General features: G+C 58.3%; 20 protein-coding genes. 11 read left to right on the top strand and 9 right to left on the bottom strand.

Features of this window, described 5'->3' with window-relative positions:
• Positions 1–26: 26 nt before the first annotated feature.
• The 4 genes from ACN0RV_RS15245 (at position 27) to ACN0RV_RS15230 (ending at position 2673) form a co-directional block, all read left to right on the top strand.
• On the top strand, positions 27–1052 hold the full coding sequence (locus ACN0RV_RS15245; RefSeq protein ID WP_417348855.1) for an AraC family transcriptional regulator ligand-binding domain-containing protein: 1026 nt from the start codon (positions 27–29) through the stop codon (positions 1050–1052).
• Between the two features lie 123 nt (positions 1053–1175).
• A complete protein-coding gene (locus ACN0RV_RS15240; RefSeq protein ID WP_417348853.1) occupies positions 1176–1712 on the top strand; it encodes a hypothetical protein in 537 nt (178 codons plus the stop codon).
• A gap of 133 nt (positions 1713–1845) precedes the next feature.
• The gene (locus tag ACN0RV_RS15235) at positions 1846–2259 is read left to right on the top strand and encodes a hypothetical protein (RefSeq protein ID WP_417348852.1); all 414 of its coding nucleotides are present in this window, start codon (positions 1846–1848) and stop codon (positions 2257–2259) included.
• Between the two features lie 21 nt (positions 2260–2280).
• A complete protein-coding gene (locus ACN0RV_RS15230) occupies positions 2281–2673 on the top strand; it encodes an MAPEG family protein (protein WP_417348851.1) in 393 nt (130 codons plus the stop codon).
• On the opposite strand, the gene ACN0RV_RS15225 is transcribed toward ACN0RV_RS15230, so the two are convergent.
• Entirely contained in the window at positions 2665–3726 is a 1062-nt protein-coding gene (locus ACN0RV_RS15225) for an NUDIX domain-containing protein (protein ID WP_417348850.1), read from the bottom strand. The two genes, ACN0RV_RS15230 and ACN0RV_RS15225, sit on opposite strands and share 9 nt — an antisense overlap.
• A 20-nt stretch (positions 3727–3746) precedes the next feature.
• Positions 3747–4217, bottom strand: a complete 471-nt coding sequence (locus ACN0RV_RS15220) for a GNAT family N-acetyltransferase (RefSeq protein WP_417348848.1) — start codon at positions 4215–4217, stop codon at positions 3747–3749.
• Between the two features lie 180 nt (positions 4218–4397).
• Here ACN0RV_RS15220 and ACN0RV_RS15215 point away from each other — a divergent pair, with 180 nt between their 5' ends.
• Both ACN0RV_RS15215 and ACN0RV_RS15210 read left to right on the top strand, forming a co-directional pair.
• On the top strand, positions 4398–4712 hold the full coding sequence (locus tag ACN0RV_RS15215; RefSeq protein ID WP_417348847.1) for an MFS transporter: 315 nt from the start codon (positions 4398–4400) through the stop codon (positions 4710–4712).
• The gene (locus ACN0RV_RS15210) at positions 4705–5928 is read left to right on the top strand and encodes an HlyD family secretion protein (RefSeq protein WP_417348846.1); all 1224 of its coding nucleotides are present in this window, start codon (positions 4705–4707) and stop codon (positions 5926–5928) included. The genes ACN0RV_RS15215 and ACN0RV_RS15210 overlap by 8 nt, the downstream gene beginning before the upstream one ends.
• Positions 5929–5983: 55 nt before the next feature.
• Here the strand turns inward: ACN0RV_RS15210 and ACN0RV_RS15205 are convergent, their stop codons facing one another.
• From ACN0RV_RS15205 to ACN0RV_RS15190, 4 genes are all read right to left on the bottom strand, one after another.
• Complete coding sequence (locus tag ACN0RV_RS15205) at positions 5984–7093, bottom strand: ABC transporter ATP-binding protein (RefSeq protein WP_417348844.1); 1110 nt, start codon at positions 7091–7093, stop codon at positions 5984–5986.
• Between the two features lies 1 nt (position 7094).
• Positions 7095–8735, bottom strand: a complete 1641-nt coding sequence (locus ACN0RV_RS15200; protein WP_417348842.1) for an ABC transporter permease — start codon at positions 8733–8735, stop codon at positions 7095–7097.
• Between the two features lie 18 nt (positions 8736–8753).
• Positions 8754–9770, bottom strand: coding sequence for a Fe(3+) ABC transporter substrate-binding protein (locus ACN0RV_RS15195; protein WP_417348841.1), 1017 nt, complete (start codon positions 9768–9770; stop codon positions 8754–8756).
• A gap of 147 nt (positions 9771–9917) precedes the next feature.
• Positions 9918–10343: a hypothetical protein gene (locus ACN0RV_RS15190; protein WP_417348839.1), complete on the bottom strand. Its 426-nt coding sequence runs from the start codon at positions 10341–10343 to the stop codon at positions 9918–9920.
• A 151-nt stretch (positions 10344–10494) separates the two neighbouring features.
• On the opposite strand from ACN0RV_RS15190, the gene ACN0RV_RS15185 reads away from it, so the two are divergent.
• On the top strand, positions 10495–12369 hold the full coding sequence (locus ACN0RV_RS15185) for a putative nucleotidyltransferase substrate binding domain-containing protein (protein WP_417348838.1): 1875 nt from the start codon (positions 10495–10497) through the stop codon (positions 12367–12369).
• A gap of 9 nt (positions 12370–12378) precedes the next feature.
• A complete protein-coding gene (locus ACN0RV_RS15180) occupies positions 12379–13101 on the top strand; it encodes a 3'-5' exonuclease (RefSeq protein WP_417348836.1) in 723 nt (240 codons plus the stop codon).
• Between the two features lie 52 nt (positions 13102–13153).
• Here the strand turns inward: ACN0RV_RS15180 and ACN0RV_RS15175 are convergent, their stop codons facing one another.
• A complete protein-coding gene (locus ACN0RV_RS15175) occupies positions 13154–14731 on the bottom strand; it encodes a BCCT family transporter (protein ID WP_417348835.1) in 1578 nt (525 codons plus the stop codon).
• Between the two features lie 202 nt (positions 14732–14933).
• On the opposite strand from ACN0RV_RS15175, the gene ACN0RV_RS15170 reads away from it, so the two are divergent.
• Positions 14934–15542, top strand: a complete 609-nt coding sequence (locus ACN0RV_RS15170; RefSeq protein WP_417348833.1) for an NAD(P)H-dependent oxidoreductase — start codon at positions 14934–14936, stop codon at positions 15540–15542.
• Entirely contained in the window at positions 15539–17446 is a 1908-nt protein-coding gene (locus tag ACN0RV_RS15165; protein WP_417348831.1) for a monovalent cation:proton antiporter-2 (CPA2) family protein, read from the top strand. The genes ACN0RV_RS15170 and ACN0RV_RS15165 overlap by 4 nt, the downstream gene beginning before the upstream one ends.
• Positions 17447–17538: 92 nt before the next feature.
• Here ACN0RV_RS15165 and nfsB read toward each other — a convergent pair whose 3' ends face one another.
• Positions 17539–18195, bottom strand: coding sequence for an oxygen-insensitive NAD(P)H nitroreductase (gene nfsB / locus ACN0RV_RS15160; RefSeq protein ID WP_417348829.1), 657 nt, complete (start codon positions 18193–18195; stop codon positions 17539–17541).
• A 99-nt stretch (positions 18196–18294) separates the two neighbouring features.
• Between nfsB and ACN0RV_RS15155 the strand changes: the two genes are divergently transcribed.
• Positions 18295–18675, top strand: a complete 381-nt coding sequence (locus tag ACN0RV_RS15155) for a winged helix-turn-helix transcriptional regulator (RefSeq protein ID WP_417348827.1) — start codon at positions 18295–18297, stop codon at positions 18673–18675.
• Positions 18676–19103: 428 nt separating this feature from the next.
• Here ACN0RV_RS15155 and ACN0RV_RS15150 read toward each other — a convergent pair whose 3' ends face one another.
• Entirely contained in the window at positions 19104–19316 is a 213-nt protein-coding gene (locus tag ACN0RV_RS15150) for a cold-shock protein (protein ID WP_286342323.1), read from the bottom strand.
• Positions 19317–19541 lie beyond the last annotated feature (225 nt).

Genomic DNA, 19541 nt, shown 5'->3' with positions numbered 1-19541 from the left:
GCTGGGCGCCATATCAAGGATGAGAGATGAGATCACAAGGAACCCTGCTGGCCGCCTGGATTCGGCCCCTGCTTAATTACTTACACGCCGCCGGGCACGATCCGGACCCTATTCTCAAGAAGGTGGGCATAGTGGCCGAGCCTCTTGGCCTTCCGGGGGCGCGCCTGTGTGTTGACCAGTTGAGGGCCCTCTGGGGCGAGGCCTCAAAGCTGACCGGTAACCCCTATATGGGGCTGATGCTGTCCCGCTGGGGCGATCAGCTCAGGGGGGACACCATGCTGACGGCGATGATCACCAGCCGGGATATGGAGGAAGCATGCCGGCGCATGTGTCGCATCAGCCATCTGGTGTGTGATGCGGTGGACCTGACTCTGGAGGAGGACAGCAGGGACCTGCGTCTGGTCTATGAATTGACCGAGGAGGAGGGGATGGGCTTCTCCGACGCCGGATTGAATCTGGCCCTGCTGCCGGTGCTGACCATGATGGAACAGGGTGTGGTGGACAGAAAGAGCATTCGTCGCATCGAACTCAATCGTGCTCACCCGGGGCAGGAGGGCGCTCAGTACCTGGCCTCTCTGCTGCCCTGTAACATCATCTATGGCTGTGCCCGGGACAGTGTGGTGTTTGACCGGCTGGCCACCAAGCAGCAGAACCCCTTCTGGAACCCGGCGCTGGCTCAGGCCAGCGAGTCGCTGGCCCTGGACGAACTGGCGCAATTGGGGAAGCAGAGCATCGTCAATCGGGTTACTGGCCTGATCACCAAACACCTCTCCGGGGGCGAGCCCCATCAACAATTGGTGGCCCAGGAGCTTTCTATCACCCCCAGGCATCTCCAGCGGCGCTTAAAGCAGCAAGGCTACAGTTTCAGTCAACTGCTGGAGCAGGTACGCCGGGAGTTGGCCTGTCACCACCTGTGTCGCCAAGACCTGTCACTGGCCGAGATCGCCCGTCAACTGGGCTTTCAGGACCAGAGTAATTTCTGTAAGGCCTTCAAGCGCTGGCAGGGGGAGACCCCCAGTCAATATCGTCGCCGCCAGACTCCTCTGCATTAGGATCGTAGGATGTTAAGTTGCGACCAAATCCACTTTCCCTTAATAAAACTAGGTGAAATTTGCTAGAAAACACCTGGCTTTGTAGAATCGCTAATATTAGATATTTCTTTATGGGCTGGGTGTGTGAAGGGAAAGCTGAGCCAGACTCTGTTGGGGGCATCCATCATCGCGTTGGGGATGCTGGGCGTCTATCAGACCTTTAAGTCGACCCAAGGCGAAGTCAGCCAGAGTGCCCAGGCGATGGAGTCGCTGATTCTGGGTGAGAATGCCAAGCCCCAACTGAGCCTTAATCTGGAGATCTACACCGGCGAGTGTCGCTGGATCTATGGCATGTACTACAGCGCCCTCGGTCACAAGGGGGCTCAGCGCCAGATGGCGCTTATTGAGGTGGTTGAAGCTGCCTTGGAGGCCAATGATTTCAATATGGCGCTGCTGGCGGCGCAGCAGATTGAATCGCAGCGGATGCGCAGTCAGTTGCTCAGGCAGGTTGTCGAGCGGGCGATCAAGGTGGCCAAGCATATGGAATACGCCGCTTTGGCGGTCACCATGATACCCACCCCTTCGTTACAGGAAGAGGCGATGACCCGCTTGGTGGAGGCCTACGTTGAGGTGCTGTATCGAAGTGGTGGCAAGCGTCCTGGTGAGAAGATTGAGCTTTAGCACGCTCTGTATGAAGTAACGCAACTCATTAAATTTTATTAAATATTTTGAAATAACTATTGCCTTGACGCAGGCTCGCCCCTATCTTCATTGAATGAATATGCACTACTGACAGACATGACAAGGAGGTTCTATGTCAGTCCAAGAGCAGGAGTCAATGGATGATTTGCTGCCCTTTCCCCAGCGCAATGATATGGCACGGCTTGATGCCCAAATCTGCTATCTGTTGATGTGCGCCGCCCTGGTGATCTCTCTGGTGGGGGTTTTACACAGCTGGTTTTTCTTCTTCTCTCTCATCCTGTGGCTTTGTGGCGGCGGTTGGGGGGTATTGAAGAAACGGGAAGCCTCTCAAACCCTTTGGGAAGACCACTTCGACAACATCATCTTTGTATTGATGCTCAGCGCCTTTGTGGTCCCCGCGGGGGCGGGTCTGGTGTGGTACTTCGGGTCCTGGTGGCCTCTGGCACTGTTGTGGCTGTGGGGAGCTCTTCGAATGACCCTGGCGTTCTACCGCCTGTTGGATCACCGCCGTTTCCATGAGCGTTAACCCCCTTCCCAGGAGAGAGCCATGCCTGTAAAGATCACCGCACTCTATCTGTCGTTGACCGCCATACTGGCTCTGGTATTGGCTTTTCGAGTGGTGCGACTGCGCCGCAGCCGAAAAATTGGTGTGGGTACCGGCAAGGATACCGATCTCACCCTGAGCGTTCGTTGCCACGGCAATATGCTGGAGTACGCCCCCCTGGTATTGCTGATGCTGGGGACTGCGGAACTCAATGGTGCGGATCCGGCCCTGCTGCATCTTTGCGGAGGTCTGTGGATTCTTGCCAGAGTGCTCCACCCCTGGGGGCTGACCCAGGGGGGAGGCGGTTATCACCTGGGGCGCTTCCTTGGCACCCTGGTCACCTGGCTGGTGACTCTGGCCCTGGCCGGCCTCAACCTGGGGCTGATACTAATCTAAGGCATGCCAGCCGGTGAGCACCTGGTGGTGCATCTGCGCCAGTTTGCTGGCGCACTGGTGACCATCGCCGATCAGCAACAGCTCGACACCCAGGGCGTCAGCCACCTCCAGATCATGATCCGTGTCGCCCACCAGTATGGTGTGCTCCGCTTGGATGCCCGTGGTCGCCAGCAACTCTCTCCCCCGGTCAATTTTGCATCTCGCCTGGTTATCGGGCAGGCCATAGATGTGGTCAAACAGAGAGGCAATGCCGTGATGGGTCAGGCACTGCTCCAGAACCGGTTGTGAGCTGGCCGAGAGCAGGGATTGAGTCGCGCGTCCGGCAATGCCTCCCAGCAAAAACCGACTGCCCGGGTGCAGTTGCAGGCGCTCCCTGGCGGCACTGTAGTGTCGGCCAAACTCGTTACACAACTGGTCGAAGGGCAGGCGTTCGAAGTCAAAACCCAGGTTACGGTAGTATTCGATGACCGGGTGACAAAAATCCCGTCGATAACTGGCCAGGTCCGTACTCCCCAGGCTCTGGCTGGCCATCAGTTGGTTGACGATCTCCACCGCCAGGGGCGCATCATTGACCAGGGTGCCATTCCAGTCCCAGACCACATGTTGGTAGTCCCCCAGTTTGTTCAGCAGCGACAGGCGGCCGGTGACATGGCGAAACAGCACTGGCTGAATCTCGGCCCAGGTCAGCTCCTGGGGCAGGGTGTCCATGGCCACCACTTCGGCGATCTCTGACTGGGGGGAGAGCGCTTCCAGGGTTTTCACCTCTGCAAAACAGAGCAGCCCCTCACCGCTGAGCCCGGGTTGTGTCACCCGGTAGCCTTCAACCGGGTGCAACTGGTACTGCAGTGCGCCGGTTTCCTCCCTGAGCTCACGGTGGGCCGCCTCAAGAGGGGTCTCTCCAGGCTCAATTTTACCGCCCGGCAATTCCCAACTGCGGCGTTGGTGGTGGCGGACCAGTAGCCAGCGGCCCCGGTGACGGGTAACGATCACCACGTAGGCCATGGCGTGAGGGGTACTGGGGCTCCAGTTGAAGAAGCTGATGTCGGTAGACATGAAGACTCGGACTGCGGAAATTAGGAGGGAGAGAGTAAAAGTTTCTCCATGGGGATGCAATCCAGGGCGAAACCTCGCGGACTCTGATAGCGTGCGATCTGCTCGCCCCGGTATCCCTGGCTGCGATAGAAGGGGGCGGCATTGAGGGTGGACTCCAGAGTCAGCCTGGTCAGGCCCTGCTCTCTGGCTACCGCCTCCAAGTGTTTCAGTATTCGCTTACCCAGCCCCTGTCCCGAGCACCGAGGAGAGACAAACCGCCCCTCGATCTGGCCATCGATGATGGCGCCGCAGACCAGGGGAGAGCCCCCTCGCTCCAACAGATAGAAAGTTTTGCTCACCTCGTCGGCGAACGCCTGGGTGCACTGACCCGCTGTCCACAGATCCATGGCGGCATCGCTGTAATGACCCCGGCACTGGCCGTTGATGGCGTCGATGCGCAGTTGCCACAGGCCCTCAGCATCCTCAAATCTTGCCTTACGTATGACGGTCACTCTTCCTCACAGGTGCTGTTTCGACATTCTGTTATAGCACGGTTTTACTCCGGTTTACTCCCGATTCAGAAACCCGCGGCCCAGTTAAGAACCGGTTCAGAAACAAAATGTAACATGTGTTTCCAGAATCGGATTCGTCCTCTAGCCGGGCGGCAACAGATCAGTGAGGTGACCAAAAAAATGAGTTTAATCAGTACCCCCTTTGTCGGCACTGGCGCAGACACCGCGCTGCATGTGGTGGCGGCCGTGGTGATGGTCGGCACGGTGGCCGCAGCCCTGTACGGGTTCTGGAAGCTTCATGAGCTGCCCATCAGCAAGGCCCACAATCGCAAGCATCACCAGTTGGGGCTGATTACCGTCCTCACTTGGATAGGCTTTGTCTGGCACTGGGTCTGGGTGCTGGCGGTGATCCTCGCCTTTGTGGATGGGGAAGCGGCATTGCGTCGTATTCGCGACATCTGGCGTGAGCCTGCCCATGGAGGTGATCATGCTTGAGGGATTGGCGGTATGGGCGCTGTTTATCTACCTGCTCCGGCTGGTGGGCATGCCCTGGAACTCCTACACCAAGGGTTTTTCCTACCTGGGCGGGGCCGGCTGGTTGCTGTTCGTCTGGGTAGGCCTGCTTAACTACACCCCCATGGATCTGTCCGGTGGTTCTCTGGTGCAGTCGCCCCATGTTCAGCTTCGTCCCGGTAATACCCAGATTAAGGGGAAGGTGAAGGCGTTGCATGTGGAGCCCAACCAGTATGTTACCGAGGGGCAGCTGATCTATGAGCTGGATGACGAGCCCTATCGCATCACCCTGGCCAGCTCCGAAGCCAGTCTAAAGGCCAAACAGGCGTCCCTGGCCGTTGCCATAGAGGGGGTGGCCATTGCCGAAGCGGAGTTCCGTGAGGCGCAGAAGGACATCGAGATCAGTCAGAATGATCTGGTTGCCGCCAAAGAGGATCTCAGCTGGAAGCGCTCCCAACTGACCCGCTTCAATGAGCAGAACCGGGTGGTGCCTCAGTCGGTGACTGAGAGCCTGTTGGATGAGCAGAACAACAAAGTGGAGAGTGCCCGAGCCAAGGTGGTGGCCCTGGAGGCGGCCATCGAGCGCAATCAGGCCAGTGCTGAGAAAAAGCGCCTCAGCGTGGAGAAGCAGCGACTGTCGGTACAGTCCAGCGCCGCCGAGGTGGAGGTGGCCAGACAGCAGGTGTCCAAGGACAGCTGGAACCTGGAGTCTACCAAGGTGTATGCCCCGACCGATGGATTTATGACCAATTTTATCCTGCGTCCCGGTCAGTACATTGGCGCCGTGGCCAGAATCAACATGTTCACCAGCGAGAAGTACGTGCTGATGCGGGTCAATCACCAGGCGATGCGCAACCTCAAGGTGGGGCAGAGCGCCGAATTTGCCTCGGCGATCTACCCGGGCACCATCTTCCGCGCCGAGGTCACCGGCATCGTCAAGGCCACCGGGGAGTCGCAGGGCAACCTCATCGGTATGGAGGATCGAGTCCGACAGGTGACCGGTGCCAATGTGCAGAACAAGCACCACTTTGTCAGGCTGAAGATTCATGAGCCGGAGGGGACCAACATCCCGGTAGGCTCCGTCGGACTGGCCTGGGTCAGCGGTGAAAAGCCCATCGCCTTCCTCAACTTCCTGGATGTGATACGTGGGATCATCATCCGCATGAAGTCGCAGATCTACTACTTCTACTCCATGTAGCAAAACGGCTCCCTCGGGAGCCGTTTTTCATGGTGCGACGACGGCGTGGTGTTCCTCAGTCGGTTAGAGCCTCAAACAGCGCCGCGTCTTTCATCTGTAGCGTCAGTCCGACAAACTGACCGACCTGATGTTCCATGGAGGCACTGGTGCACAGTACCCGCTCGCCACTGGCCAGCTCCACTTCATACAGAGAGCCCGAGCCGCGAAATTGCCTGGAGGTGATCCTGGCTTTGAGCTCTCCCTCTTCGTCGATGCGCAGATCCGTGGGGCGAATCAGCATCTCCAGGTCGGTGCCCGGGGCAAAGGTGTGCTCCTGGTTCCAGGGGGAGCTGGTCAGTGCCGTCTGCACTCTGTGGTTGGCCATGGCCTGGGCCTTAATCAACCGACCCTGTCCCACGAAGCTGGCGACAAAGCGGGTGTTTGGCTTGTGATAGAGGGCGTAGGGGGTGTCCCACTGTTCGATCTGACCCCGGTGCACCACGGCCACGCGATCGGCAATGGAGAATGCCTCCTGCTGGTCGTGGGTGACCAGCAGGGCTGTGATCCCCTCCTGGGTCAGAATGCGGCGTACTTCGGGCACCAGTTCCTCCTTCAGGTGGGCGTCGAGGCCGGAGAAGGGCTCATCCAGCAGCAGCAGGTCCGGCTTGGGGGCCATAGCCCGTGCCAGCGCCACTCTTTGTTGCTGTCCTCCGGAGAGTTCATGGGGATAGCGTTCGCCATGACCTTCCAGGCGAATCAGGCTGAGCAACTCGTCGACTCTCTGCCGCTGCTCGGTCCGGGGGCGGCGATGGAGTCCATAGGCGATGTTCTGAGCCACGGTCAGGTGGGGAAATAGGGCGATGTCCTGAAAGACCATGCCGATGTTGCGTTTCTCCGGAGGCACCTGAACCTCAGTGGAGGAGAGCAATCGCTGCTCCATCCACAGCTCCCCTGCCATCAAGGGCTGGAAACCGGCGATCGCTTTGAGAAGGGTTGACTTGCCACAGCCACTGGGGCCAAGCAGGCAGGCGATCTCCCCCTTGAACAACTCCAGTTTGACCTGGTGAATCACCAGGGTGCCTGAGTAACCGGCACTGACGCCTGCGGCTCTGAGCTGAACTGCTTTGGGGGGGGAGATGGGCTCCTGGAGACCGGTCAGGGTGGTGCGGGTGGTGTGGGCCAGCATATCAGTGAGCCTCCGTAATGGATCGGTTGAGCAGGATCACCGGGATGATCCCTACGGCGACGATCATCAGCGATGCCGGGGCTGCATCGATGAGGCGTTCGTCTGATGCCAGCTCGAAGGCTCGCACCGCCAGGGTATTGAAGTTGAAGGGCCTGAGCATCAGGGTTGCGGGCAACTCCTTGAGCACATCCACAAAGACGATCAGCAGTGCGGTCAGGGCACTGCGGCGCAGCAGGGGTAGGTGAATCTTCCACAATACCTGGCCCGGGCTGTTGCCCAGCAGCCTGGCGCTGTGGTCCAGGCTGGGCTGTATGGTCTGAAGGCCGCTGTGCACCGCGCCGATGGAGACCGCCATAAAGCGTACCAAGTAGGCGAACAGCAGTGCAGCCAGTGAGCCTGAGAACAGCAGACCAAGATCCACAGACAACCCCAGTCTGGCCAGGGCGGTCTCGACCCCGGCAACCAGGTTGTGGTCCAGCCAGGTCAGGGCGCTGAGCACGCCGATGGCCACTATGGTGCCGGGAAGGGCATAGCCTAAAGACGCCAGTCTGACGGATAAGCGGGTCAGCCGGCGATGCTGAGCCCTCAGGGCATAAGCCAGAATCAGGGCCAGGGCCAGAGAGAGCAGCGCGGCCATGGCGGCCAGGGAGAAGGAGTTCCAGGCCAGCTGCAGAAACTGACTGGTGGCTCCCTGGTCACTGATGAGGCTCCAGCGCAGCAGCAGGCCGGCAGGCAACAGGAACCCCAGCAGCGGCGGCAGCAGACACACCAGGGACGCCAGCCAGCCCTGATAACCTGGGATCCTGTTGCGGCGAACCTGTCCTTGTGATTCCCCTTTGGCAAAGTACTTCACTCTGCGGCGGGAGTGGGACTCCAGGGTCAGCAATACCAGCACAAACCCCAGCAGCATCAGCGACAGCTGAGCGGCGGCATTGCCATCGCCAAAGCCGTAGTAGGTGCGAAAGATGCCGGTGGTGAAGGTGGGGACTCCGAAGTACTCCACGGTGCCGTAATCCGCCAGGGTCTCCATCAGGGCCAGGGCCACCCCAACGACGATGGCGGGGCGGGCCAGGGGCAGAACCATCCGGCGCATCTCGCCCAGGGAGGAGACCCCAAGGCTGCGACTGGTGTCCATCATCCGGTCGGAGAGGGAGAGGAAGGCGGCCCGGCTCATCAGGTACACGTAGGGGTAGAGCACCAGTGACAGCATGGCGATGGCACCGCCCAGGGAGCGTATCTCAAAAAACCAGTACTGGCCGTATCCCAGGCCGGTGAGGTCGCGGATCCACTGCTGAACCGGGCCGGCAAAATCCAGCAACCCGGTGTAGGTATAGGCGATGATGTAGGCGGGCATCGCCATGGGCAAGAGTAACAGCAGGCTTAGGGGGCGACGCCCGGGGAAGTCGCAGCGTGCGGTGAGCCAGGCGGTGGGGACACCAATGAGGGTGACCAGCAGGGCCACACCGAACGCCAGCAGCAGGGAGTTGACCGTGTACTCGGCCAGTACCGTCTGCCACAGATGGCGCCAGACCTCCAGAGAACCCAGCAGGCTTTGGCCGGTGACGGTCAGCAGGGGCACCATCAGCACCAAAGCGATGGTGATGGCGCCCAGAAGCAGCGGGTTGAGTCGGGAGAGGGTCATGGCGGCAACCTTGTCGACTTACTTCCAGCCAGCCCGGTCCATGATCTCAACCGCCTGGCGGTTGAGGGTGCCCAGACGGTTCAGGCTGATGTCGTCAGCCTTGAACTCACCCCAACTGGCCAGCACTTTCGACGGCGAAACTCCGGGCAGGACAGGGTATTCGTTGTTGACCTGGGCGTACCAGTTCTGGGCTTCCTCGGTGAGCATAAAGTCGATCAGTTTGGCGGCGGCCTCCTGGTTTTTGGCGGAGCGGGTAATGCCGATGCCACTGACGTTGACATGGGTGCCGCGATCGGCCTGATTCGGCCAGAACAGCCCCAGTTCCTTCACCACTTTCTGGTTGCTGGCGTCGTCGCTGTTGGCCAGGCGGCCATAGTAGTAGGTGTTGGCGATGGCGATGTCGCACACACCAGCGGCGGCGGCGCGCAGCTGGTCGGTGTCTCCCCCGGCGGGTGGGCGGGCCATATTACCCACCAGGCCTGAGGCGAAGGCCTGGGCTTTGTCGGCACCGTCGGCATCAATCAGGGACGCCATCAGCGACTGGTTGTAGATGTTGCTGGAGGAACGGATGCAGACTCTGCCTTGCCACTTGGCGTCGGTCAGAGCTTCGTAGGTTGACAGTTCCTCAGGGGAGACCTTGCCCTTGACGTAGAAGATGGGGCGGGCGCGCATGGTCAGCCCCACCCATTGATTGTCCTGGTCTTTGAGGTTAGCGGGGACTTGCTTCAGCGCATCGCTGTTGGCCATGGGCTGCAGCAGTTCACCGGCTTTGGCGCGATGCAGGCGTCCGGCATCGGCAGTGATCAGTATGTCTGCGGGAGAGCGATTGCCCTCTCTTTTCAATCGGGTGATCAGGGCATCGTCCTTGCCGGTCACCAGATTGACCTTGATGCCACTTTGCTCAGAAAACTTATCCAGCAGGGGTTTGATCAGCGCTTCCTTGCGTGAGGAGTAGATGTTCAGTTCCTCCGCCTGCAGCAGCGACGGCGTCAAAGCCAGGGGCATCAGCAGAGAGAGGGCCAGGAGCTTTTGCATGTCGTTGTTTCCTTGAGAGCGAATTGGATTGATTGGCAATGACAAGAGTAATGAGAGTGATTGCCATTAACGAGAATAGGTTAGCACTTACCAACACTCAAGGGTATGGCTTACGCAATCTGTTTGAGTCGATGCAGTCTTTGGTTATCAGGTCATCTGATTGACAGTGACTCTGGAATGGCGGGCCCGGTAGAAGGCGAACAGGAACACCAGCATAAACAGGGCGTCATTGGCGCCGTAGATGGTGAAGAACACCCCGGTCAGCCAGTCCTGCGCGAAGATGGATGACAGTTGCTGGCCCTGCTCCCTCATCCAAAGAATCCAGGCACCCACATAGAGGGCCTTTTCCGCGGCAAACACCAGTGACAGCCAGGGAAGTTGCAGATGGCGGTGACTGGCGGCGATGTAGGCGCCGCCCCAGAGCATGATCAGCACCAGGCCAAAGGGGGTGAAGAGTACGGGATCCCAGTGCCACAGCAGCTCATTGGTAAGGCCCTTGGAAAACAGTAGCACCCCGGCAATATTGATGATGCCCGCGGCAATAAAAGCCCTGCTTATCCATACGTTGCTCATGATCCCGTCCTTTGGAACTGTTTTGTCCTAACTTGCCTGATTGGGCGCCAGCCTACAAGTCGCTGCAGCTTTGGCCATTCGCTTTCTCTTCCCTTGGAGAATCTTGGCAGTGACGGTTAGGATTAGGGAACAGCCCCCTATGAGCATGCCTATGAACGCTGAACTGTTGGAGATTCAGGGATTTTTGTCCCAGTTTCCCCCCTTTGATGATCTGCCGGAGGAGACCCTGAGTGAGGTGGTCACCCAGGTTGAGATCGCCTATGTGCGTGAGTCCCAAGCGATCCTTGCGGTGGGGCAGGAGATTCACGATCTCTATGTGGTGCGCAGCGGCGCCGTGGAGCTGTATCGCCGTAATGGTGATCTCTATAACCGTCTGGATGAGGGCGGCGTGTTTGGACAGCTGGGTCTGTTGACCCACAACAAGGTGCGCTTTCCCGCCACTGCCATTGAAGACACCCTGCTCTATTGCATCCCGGAGGAGGTGTTTCACAGCCTGAATGACAAGTTCGACTCCTTCGCTGACTTCGTCGAGGTGGAGAACTCGGTGCGGCTCAGACAAGCGGTCTCCAGTGGTTTCGACACCAACGACATGACCACCTCCAAGGTGGTGACCCTGCTTAGCGGTGATCCGGTGTGGGTGGAGAGTAAGTGCAGCATTCATGCGGCGGCGGCCAAGATGGCGGAGGAGAACCTTTCCTCATTGCTGGTGTGGAACGAAAGCGTTGACGATGAGGGGGAGCAGCTACAGGGGATCATCACCGAGAAGGATCTCTGCAGCAAAGTGGTGGCCCAGGGGCTGGATATCACTCTGCCCATCTCCGAGGTGATGAGCACCGAGGTGATCACCCTGGACAACAACGCCTATGTGTACGAAGCGATGCTCTACATGCTCAGGCATAACGTCCACCACCTGCCTGTGGTCAAGGGCAGTAAGCCCTTGGGGATCATCTCCCTGACCGACATCGTCCGCTACGAGTCGCAGAACAGCTTGCTGCTGGTGAGCTCCATCTTCAAGCAGCAGAGTCTGGAGGAGCTGGAGCAGCTTTCCCATCAGGTGAAAGATTGCTTTGTGCGCCTGGTCAACGAGGATGCCAATGCCCATATGGTGGGCAGCGCCATGGCGGTGATTGGCCGCAGCTTTAAGCAGCGCATCCTGGAGCTGGCTGAGGAGCTGATGGGCCCTCCGCCTGTGCCCTACTGTTTCCTGGCATTGGGTTCCATGGCACGGGACGAACAGCTGATCGTCACCGATCAGGACAACGCCATCATCCTGGACGATGAGTATCGTCAGGAGCTGCACGGCGACTACTTCACCTCTTTGTCCGAGTGGGTGTGCGATGCCCTGGACAGGTGCGGATACCCCAGGTGCACCGGCGGCATCATGGCCACCAACCCCATGTGGCGCATGACCCGCGGGGAGTGGGAGGCGTGCTTCGCCGACTGGATTGATGATCCAAACCCCAAGGCACTGCTTAACTCCTCCATTTTCTTCGATCTCGAGGGGGTGCACGGCCGGGTTAAGTGGGCCGAGCAGCTCAATGGCTTTATCGTGCGCCGGGCCAGAAAGAACAACCGCTTCCTGGCCTGCCTGGCGCGCAATGCCCTGAATCGCACGCCGCCGCTGGGCTTCTTCAAGGAGTTTGTGATGGAGAAGGATGGTCGCCACAACAACTCCATCAACCTCAAGCGTCGGGGCACGGCGCCCCTGGCAGATCTGATTCGGGTCCATGCCCTGGCGGTGGGATCCCGGGCGCAGAACTCCTTCGAGCGCCTGGATGACATCATCGATGCGGGCATCTTGCCCAAGGGTAAGGCAGAGGACATTCGCGATGCCATGGAGTTTATCTCCATGGTGCGTATCCGCCACCAGGCCCGGGATGTGGAACTGGGTCAGGAACCGGACAACAACATCGAGCCTGAAAACATGTCGGACTTTGAGCGGCGCAACCTCAAGGACGCCTTCCAGGTACTGAGTAATGCGCAGAACTTCCTCAAATACCGCTATCAGGCCAGCAGTTTCGCTTAAGGAGTCCCAATGTTTGGCTGGTGGAAACGCCGAAAACGCAATAAGGACTGGGTGATGCTATTTGAGCAGGCCAGTCAACAGGTTCGAGATCCCAGGTTGAAACGCTTCTATGACAAGGGGATAGTGGCGCCGGACACCCCGCTGTCACAAGTGCCCTTTGTGGCCCTGGATTTTGAGACGACCGGACTAAACCCGGAAAAGGACGCCATTGTCTCTGCCGGCTGGGTGCCTTTCGATCTGAACCGGGTCTACTGCCGCAGGGCCGGCCAGTTTCTGGTGCAGCCTGAACATCCACTCAATGACGAGTCTGTGGTGATCCACGGCATCACTCACAGCGACGTGGATGAGGCGCCCGACTTTACCAAGGTGGTTGGCCCCCTGTTGGAGGCCCTGGGGGGCGCCATTCCTGTGGTGCACTTCAAGCAGATTGAGAGACCCTTTCTCGATCAGGCTCTGAAAACCCGGCTGGGGGAGGGACTGCAGTTTCCTCTGGTGGATACCATGGAGCTGGAGCAGACCATACTGCAACACCAGATGGGCAGTCGCTGGAATCGCCTGGTGGGCAAGAAGGCCCCCTCCGTGCGCCTTGGTGCCTGTCGCCAACGTTATGGGCTGCCGGTGTACCAGCCTCACCATGCGCTTACCGACGCCATCGCCACCGCCGAGCTGTTCCAGGCCCAGGTGGCCTACCACTTCTCTCCCCAGACCCCCATCTCAGAGATCTGGGACTGAGCACAAAAAAAGAGGCGCCTGATGCGCCTCTTGTTTTGCTTGTCACTGACGCTTAGCGGAAGCGGGACTCGGTACGCATACCCATCACCAGGCTGACACACATCATCAGCAGGATCACTGTGAAGGGCAGGGCGGTGGAGATGGCGCCCGCTTGCAGAGCCTGGATAGACTCGGTGCCGCCAATCCACAGCAGGGCTGCGGCGATGGCACCTTCGATGAAGGCCCAGAAGATGCGCTGAACCACAGGGGCATCCACCTTGCCGCCGGCGGTGATGCTGTCGATCACCAGGGAGCCGGAGTCGGAAGAGGTGATGAAGAACACCATCACCAGAATGATCGCCACGATGGAGAGCAGGTCACTCATGGGTAGGCTCTCAAACATCTCGAACATCGCCAGGGGCACTTCTCGCAGGCCGTTGGCACCCAGGACGCCCACCTGGTTGATCACCTGATCCAGGGCCAGACCGCCAAAGACGGACATCCACAGCAGGGTGACCAGAGTCGGCACAATCAGTACGGCGACGATGAACTCGCGCACGGTGCGGCCCTTGGAGACCCGGGCGATAAACATGCCGACGAAAGGAGACCAGGAGATCCACCAGGCCCAGTAGAACACGGTCCAACCGTGCATCCAGGCTTCGTCGGGACGGCCGTGGGGGTTACTCAGGGGCACCAGGTTCTCCAGGTAGGCCATCAGGGTGGTGGGGATGGCGCCGAGCACCACACCGAAGCCTAGCAGAGCCACGACCACCACCAGCAGCAGGGCCAGCAACATGTTGATGTTGGACAGTAGCTTGACGCCGCCTTCGATGCCGCGATAAACGGACACCACCGCCAACATGGTCACCACGGCAATCACCAGGATCTGCAGCCCCATACCGCCGTCGATGCCGAAGACATGGTTGATGCCGCTGGCGGCCTGTTGGGCGCCCAGACCCAGTGAGGTGGCGAGACCGAACAGGGTGGCCACTACTGCCAGGATATCGACGATGTGACCGGGCCAGCCCCAGGTGCGGTCCCCCAGCAGTGGGTAGAAGATGGCCCGCATGGAGAGGGGCAACCCTTTGTTATAGGTGAAAAACGCCAGAGAGAGGGCGACCACGCCATAAATGGCCCAAGGGTGCAGACCCCAGTGGAACATGGTGGCACCCAGGGCCAGCCTGGCAGCTTCCGGGGTGTTGGGCTCGACGCCCAGTGGCGTCTCATACCAGCCGGTGAAGTAGGCCACCGGTTCTGCCACACTCCAGAACATCAGGCCGATGCCCATCCCGGCGGCAAAGAGCATCGCCAGCCAGGAGAGGAAAGAGAAGTCCGCCTCCGCATTGTCACCACCCAGGCGAATCCTGCCGAAGGGGGAGACAACCAGAGCCAAACAGAAGATCACGAAGATGTTGCCAGACCAGATGAAAAGTCCGTCGAAGTTGTTGATGATCTTCCATTTGATTCCGTCGAGCGCTGCCTTGGCGGTGGCGGCGTCGGTGACCAGAGTCCCGATGAGAAACAGGATAATCAGGCCGGCACTGATGCCGAACACCGGGTTGTGGACGTCGATGCCCCACTTTTGAACGTTGTCCTGACCTATTGTGTAGTCAGTGCTGTCGATGCTGTATTTATCTATGCCTTTGGTCAAACCTTCCTCCCTAGTTGGGTTGCGATTTACCCTGTGGTGATTCCTGGAAAATCGCTAACGGCGGTTAAAACCAGACAGTCTAACAGTAGGAGTTGTCATCTTACACCGCCAGGATCACAAAACTATTTCGGTTGTTTCTGGCTGGGAATCTGGAGTGTTCTATGGGAACTTATCTGAAATAACACAAGGAGCTAGTAGCATCATGAGTGATAAGCCTTCGGTGTTGGTGCTGTTTGCCCACCCATCCCTTCACCGCTCAGAGATTAATGCGAAGATGCTCCGGGCAACTCAGCAGGTGCAAGGAGTGACAACGGTAGACCTCTACCGTGAATACCCGGACATGAGAATCGATGTGGACCGGGAGCAGCAGCGATTGCTGCAGCACGACGTACTGGTGTTTATGTTTCCCGTCTACTGGTATTCCACCCCGTCGATCCTCAAGGAGTGGCAGGACCTGGTGCTGGAGCACGGTTTTGCCTATGGAGAAGGTGGCACCGCCCTGCAGGGTAAGGGGTTTCTTTGTGCGGCCAGTGCCGGAGGCCCCCAGCACGCCTACCGGGAGCAGGGTTACAATCATTTCACCATTCGTGAACTGTTTCGTCCCTTGGAGCAGGCAGCCCTACTCACCGGCATGCACTATCTGCCTCCCTTTATGCTTTTCGGCGCCCGCACCGCCGTGGAGGAAGGTCGGCTGCCCGCTCACCTCGCCGCCTGGCAACAGATGCTCAGTCGCCTGGTGGCCAAGGAGATCCGTTGGGATTCTGACGATGCTACTCATACCAGTAACCATCTGGCGGAGGAGGCACAGTGACACTCTATTTCCTGCAAGCCTTTATCTATCTGTTGGCGGCGGTGATCGCCGTTCCCCTGGCCAAGCGGCTGGGCTTGGGGTCGGTGCTGGGTTACCTGATCGCCGGTGTGGTCATCGGTCCCATCACCGGCCTGGTGGGTGAAGAGACCATGACCATTCAGCACTTCGCCGAGTTTGGCGTGGTGATGATGTTGTTTTTGGTGGGGTTGGAGTTGCAGCCTAAGATGCTGTGGGAGATGCGCAACCGGCTGATCGGCCTGGGGGGACTTCAGGTGGTGCTGAGTACTGCCCTGGGATGGGGGCTGGCCCAGTACGCCGGCCTGCCCTGGCAGAGTGCCCTGACCATAGGGATGATCTTCTCCCTCTCCTCCACCGCCATCGTGCTGCAGACCTTCAGTGAGAAGCACCTTGGGAACACCGACGGCGGCCGCAGTGCCTTCTCCGTGCTGCTTCTGCAGGACATTGCGGTGATCCCCATGCTGGCCTTCATCCCGTTGCTGGCTCTGCCGGAACTGATCTCCGGGGCTGGTGAGGCGGGCCATGGTCATGACATCAGCCTGGTGGCCGGCTTGCCTGGCTGGGGTTATGCCCTGGTGGTGATCACCACCATAGGCCTGCTTATTGCTGCCGGCCACTTCTTCAGCCGACCTCTGTTCCGTTATGTGGCTTCCTCGGGTCTGCGGGAGATCTTTACCGCGACGGCGTTGCTGCTGGTGATAGGCATTGCCGCCCTGATGGGGCTGGTGGGCCTCTCTCCCGCACTGGGTACCTTCCTGGCCGGGGTGGTGCTGGCCAACTCGGAGTTCCGTCATGAGCTGGAGTCCAACATCGAACCCTTTAAGGGGCTGTTGCTGGGGCTGTTCTTCATCACTGTCGGCGCCGGGGTCAATTTCGGTGTGCTCTGGGCGCAACTGGGACTGGTGTTGATGCTGACCGCCGCGGTGATGCTGGGTAAGCTGGTGATTCTCTATCTGCTGGGTTGGATCTTCCAGGTTCGCGGCAGTGATCGCTGGCTGTTTGCCCTGAGCCTGGCCCAGGCCGGTGAATTTGGCTTTGTGCTGCTGGGGTACTCCCAGCAGAATCAGGTGCTGTCCCAGGATCTGGTGCAGTTGCTCTCCCTGGTGGTCGCCCTCTCCATGTTCCTGACACCCGCACTCTTTATCCTGTTTGAGCGGGTGATTCTCCCTCGTTATGAGCAGCGAAGTAACGAGCGGGAAGCGGATACCATCGATGAGAGAGGCACGGTGATCATTGCCGGGGTGGGTCGCTTCGGGCAGATCATCAACCGCATGTTGACGGTCAACGGCATCCCCACCGTGGTGCTGGATCATGAAGCGGATCAGGTGGAGAACCTGAGAAGCATTCGGGTCAAGAGTTACTTCGGTGACGCCACCCGTCCCGACATGCTGCACACCGCAGGCATCGAGGAGGCCAAGGCCCTGGTGATCGCCATCGATGAGCGGGAGGCGGCAGTAGAGCTGGTTCACTACGTGAAACAAGCCTACCCCAAGGTGAAGGTGCTGGCCCGGGCCTATGACCGCGGTCACCTCTACGCCTTGCGCAGTGCCGGAGCAGACGTGGTGATCAAAGAGACTCTGCACTCGGCCCTGGCCCTGGGCAGCGAAACCCTGGTGGCTCTGGGTAACCACCCCTTCAGGGCCAGGCAGCGTAGGCTGGCTTTCGAGGAGGTGGAGCGTGAACATGACAAGTTGCTGTATGACAGCTGGCTTCAGGGAGATGAAGGCGACAGATTCGGCACCCACTATCGGGATCTCTTTATGCAGCTTGAAGAGCTTCTCGGTGAAGCGATGCGGGGTCAGGACTCCGAGCGTCACTCCAGGGCGGAGCGTAGCTGGACGCCGCCACCAAAGAACTACCTGGATCATTGGAAGGAGGAGGGCTGAGTCCTCGCTCATTTAACGAGTGCTGGTCTGTCGTCATCAGGTGGCAACAAAAGCGGGGGCCATAAGGCCCCCGTATTACTCTCAGTGTTCCGTCAGCTAAGCTGGGTGAAGATCTCGGTCTCGGGCAGGCGTGATTTTGGTAGAGCGGCGTTGAAGTCGTTCTCCTTGCGATACCCCAGGGCAACCATGGCCACGGCGGTATAGCCCTTCTCCAGCAGACCAAACTCCTCGTTCAGCACCTTGGTATCCAAGCCTTCTATGGGCAGGGCATCAATGCCCAATGCTGCGGCACCCAGCAGCACGGTGCCCATATTCAGGTAGAGCTGCTTCTCCATCCAGTGCTGGGCATCTTTCAGATCGAAGCGGTGAATGTTCACAAAGGTGGAGCGGCCCATGTGTACCATCTCCCTGTGCTCTGGCTCGGCAAAGCGGCCATCGCGCTCTTCGGTGTCTAGCAGGTGCCGAGTGTAATCGTCATCGATGCCGGTCTTGGCACAGAACAGAACAACATGGGAGGCGTTCAGAACTTTGGCCTCGTTGAAGGCGAAGAAGCCTTGGGTGCCTTTGGCGATTCGTTGGCGCCCCTCTTCGGAATCAGCAATCACAAAGTGCCAGGGCTGAGAGTTGACGCTTGAGGGGCTGAAGCGCAGTAGTGCCTTAACCTGGTCAAACAGGTCGGTGGGGATGGTCTTATTGCCATCAAACTCCTTGGTGGAGTAGCGGGATTGAATGATCTCTTTCAGATCCATGGGAAGCTCCTAACAGCATCATAGGTTGGCGTATGCTGTGTATAATAGGGATACATTCTTTTTAAACAAGTACGCACAGAAATGTGCTATAGGCACAAAATGGATACTGTAAAACGCACAAGATACTCCTCCTATCAGGGCAAAGGCTGCCCGGTAGAAGCGACCCTGGAACTGTTCAGTGGCAAGGGGAAAGGGATGATTCTCTATCACCTGCTGGATGGGACCTTGAGGTTTAATGAACTCAAGCGACGGGTGGGATGCATTACCCAGAGAATGTTGACCAAACAGTTGCGTGAGCTGGAGTCTTATGGCTTGGTTCATCGTGAGGTCTATCCGGAAGTGCCCCCGAAGGTGGAGTACAGCCTGACCGATACCGGCCGAAGTCTGGAGCCGATTTTGCTCTCACTAAAACACTGGGGAGAGCAGCACGCCATGCCAATCTTACTGGAGCGCCAGCAGCAGGAAGAGCCTGTCGATTAAGGGGCTGGTTATACCCCAAAGTGTCTGGTGGCTTTGGGGGAGTCTGCTGTTTTTGGGTGTGTTGACCTTTGTTGAACGATTTTGTGGTGCAGTCACCTTGTCGGGACATCAAGGTGTTCAGAGATTGTTTGAGGTGGGCCTGCACCCAAGTAACGCATCGTCTGTTACGGCGACAGCCTGAACACATTCACTCGGCGTGGATCGATGCCGACGTAGGCTCTTGGTGCGGTAGTCTTTAATTTAAAAGAGTAAATACACTTAAGGTCTAACAGTTAAGGCTATTCTGGACGACGAAGAGAGAGGGAATGGCTGAGTGCCAGTGAGAAAATTTTTGGCCGGAGAAGTGGTGAGTACTTTGGTCTATATCGGTTGGATGAGCGAGAGTTGAATGGGCGCAGATGAGGGTATCATCTGCGCCGCAATCGATATTAGAGCACTACTACGTTAGCAGCTTGAGGGCCCTTCTGGCCTTGCTCTACATCGAAGGAAACTTTCTGACCTTCAGACAGGCTCTTGAAGCCGTCGGAAGCGATGGAGCGGAAGTGTACAAACACGTCAGAACCGCCGTTGTCTGGGGCGATGAAGCCAAAGCCTTTCTCGTCGTTGAACCACTTCACCTGACCAGTTGTTTTGTTAGACATAATGTGTCCCTCTTATATTGGATAAAAACTTTACAATTTCAATGCACTGAAAACTTGAATTATTAAAGATGACTATGAAGTTAAGGGAAACACTTAGGACTACAACAGCAATGAAGATGTTCTGAAGGTTTTGCTTTACATAATGTGTCATTAATAACCCTGATAACAGAGCGGCGTAAGTATGAGGTCTAATACCGGGGAAGTAAAGCTTTTTTGAAGTCTGTC

Origin of the sequence: Ferrimonas sp., assembly GCF_048263965.1 — a bacterium.
In the GTDB taxonomy this organism is placed as follows: domain Bacteria; phylum Pseudomonadota; class Gammaproteobacteria; order Enterobacterales; family Shewanellaceae; genus Ferrimonas.
This window is presented reverse-complemented; position numbering and strand designations above follow the sequence as displayed.

Coding starts and splice junctions, on each gene's coding strand:
- ACN0RV_RS15180 (WP_417348836.1), top strand. CDS start 12,379: ATGTTTGGCTGGTGGAAACGCCGAAAACGCAATAAGGACTGGGTGATG.
- ACN0RV_RS15210 (WP_417348846.1), top strand. CDS start 4,705: ATGCTTGAGGGATTGGCGGTATGGGCGCTGTTTATCTACCTGCTCCGG.
- ACN0RV_RS15230 (WP_417348851.1), top strand. CDS start 2,281: ATGCCTGTAAAGATCACCGCACTCTATCTGTCGTTGACCGCCATACTG.
- ACN0RV_RS15225 (WP_417348850.1), bottom strand. CDS start 3,726: ATGTCTACCGACATCAGCTTCTTCAACTGGAGCCCCAGTACCCCTCAC.
- ACN0RV_RS15195 (WP_417348841.1), bottom strand. CDS start 9,770: ATGCAAAAGCTCCTGGCCCTCTCTCTGCTGATGCCCCTGGCTTTGACG.
- ACN0RV_RS15245 (WP_417348855.1), top strand. CDS start 27: ATGAGATCACAAGGAACCCTGCTGGCCGCCTGGATTCGGCCCCTGCTT.
- ACN0RV_RS15215 (WP_417348847.1), top strand. CDS start 4,398: ATGAGTTTAATCAGTACCCCCTTTGTCGGCACTGGCGCAGACACCGCG.
- ACN0RV_RS15205 (WP_417348844.1), bottom strand. CDS start 7,093: ATGCTGGCCCACACCACCCGCACCACCCTGACCGGTCTCCAGGAGCCC.
- nfsB (WP_417348829.1), bottom strand. CDS start 18,195: ATGGATCTGAAAGAGATCATTCAATCCCGCTACTCCACCAAGGAGTTT.
- ACN0RV_RS15155 (WP_417348827.1), top strand. CDS start 18,295: ATGGATACTGTAAAACGCACAAGATACTCCTCCTATCAGGGCAAAGGC.
- ACN0RV_RS15185 (WP_417348838.1), top strand. CDS start 10,495: ATGAACGCTGAACTGTTGGAGATTCAGGGATTTTTGTCCCAGTTTCCC.
- ACN0RV_RS15235 (WP_417348852.1), top strand. CDS start 1,846: ATGTCAGTCCAAGAGCAGGAGTCAATGGATGATTTGCTGCCCTTTCCC.
- ACN0RV_RS15170 (WP_417348833.1), top strand. CDS start 14,934: ATGAGTGATAAGCCTTCGGTGTTGGTGCTGTTTGCCCACCCATCCCTT.
- ACN0RV_RS15190 (WP_417348839.1), bottom strand. CDS start 10,343: ATGAGCAACGTATGGATAAGCAGGGCTTTTATTGCCGCGGGCATCATC.
- ACN0RV_RS15200 (WP_417348842.1), bottom strand. CDS start 8,735: ATGACCCTCTCCCGACTCAACCCGCTGCTTCTGGGCGCCATCACCATC.
- ACN0RV_RS15150 (WP_286342323.1), bottom strand. CDS start 19,316: ATGTCTAACAAAACAACTGGTCAGGTGAAGTGGTTCAACGACGAGAAA.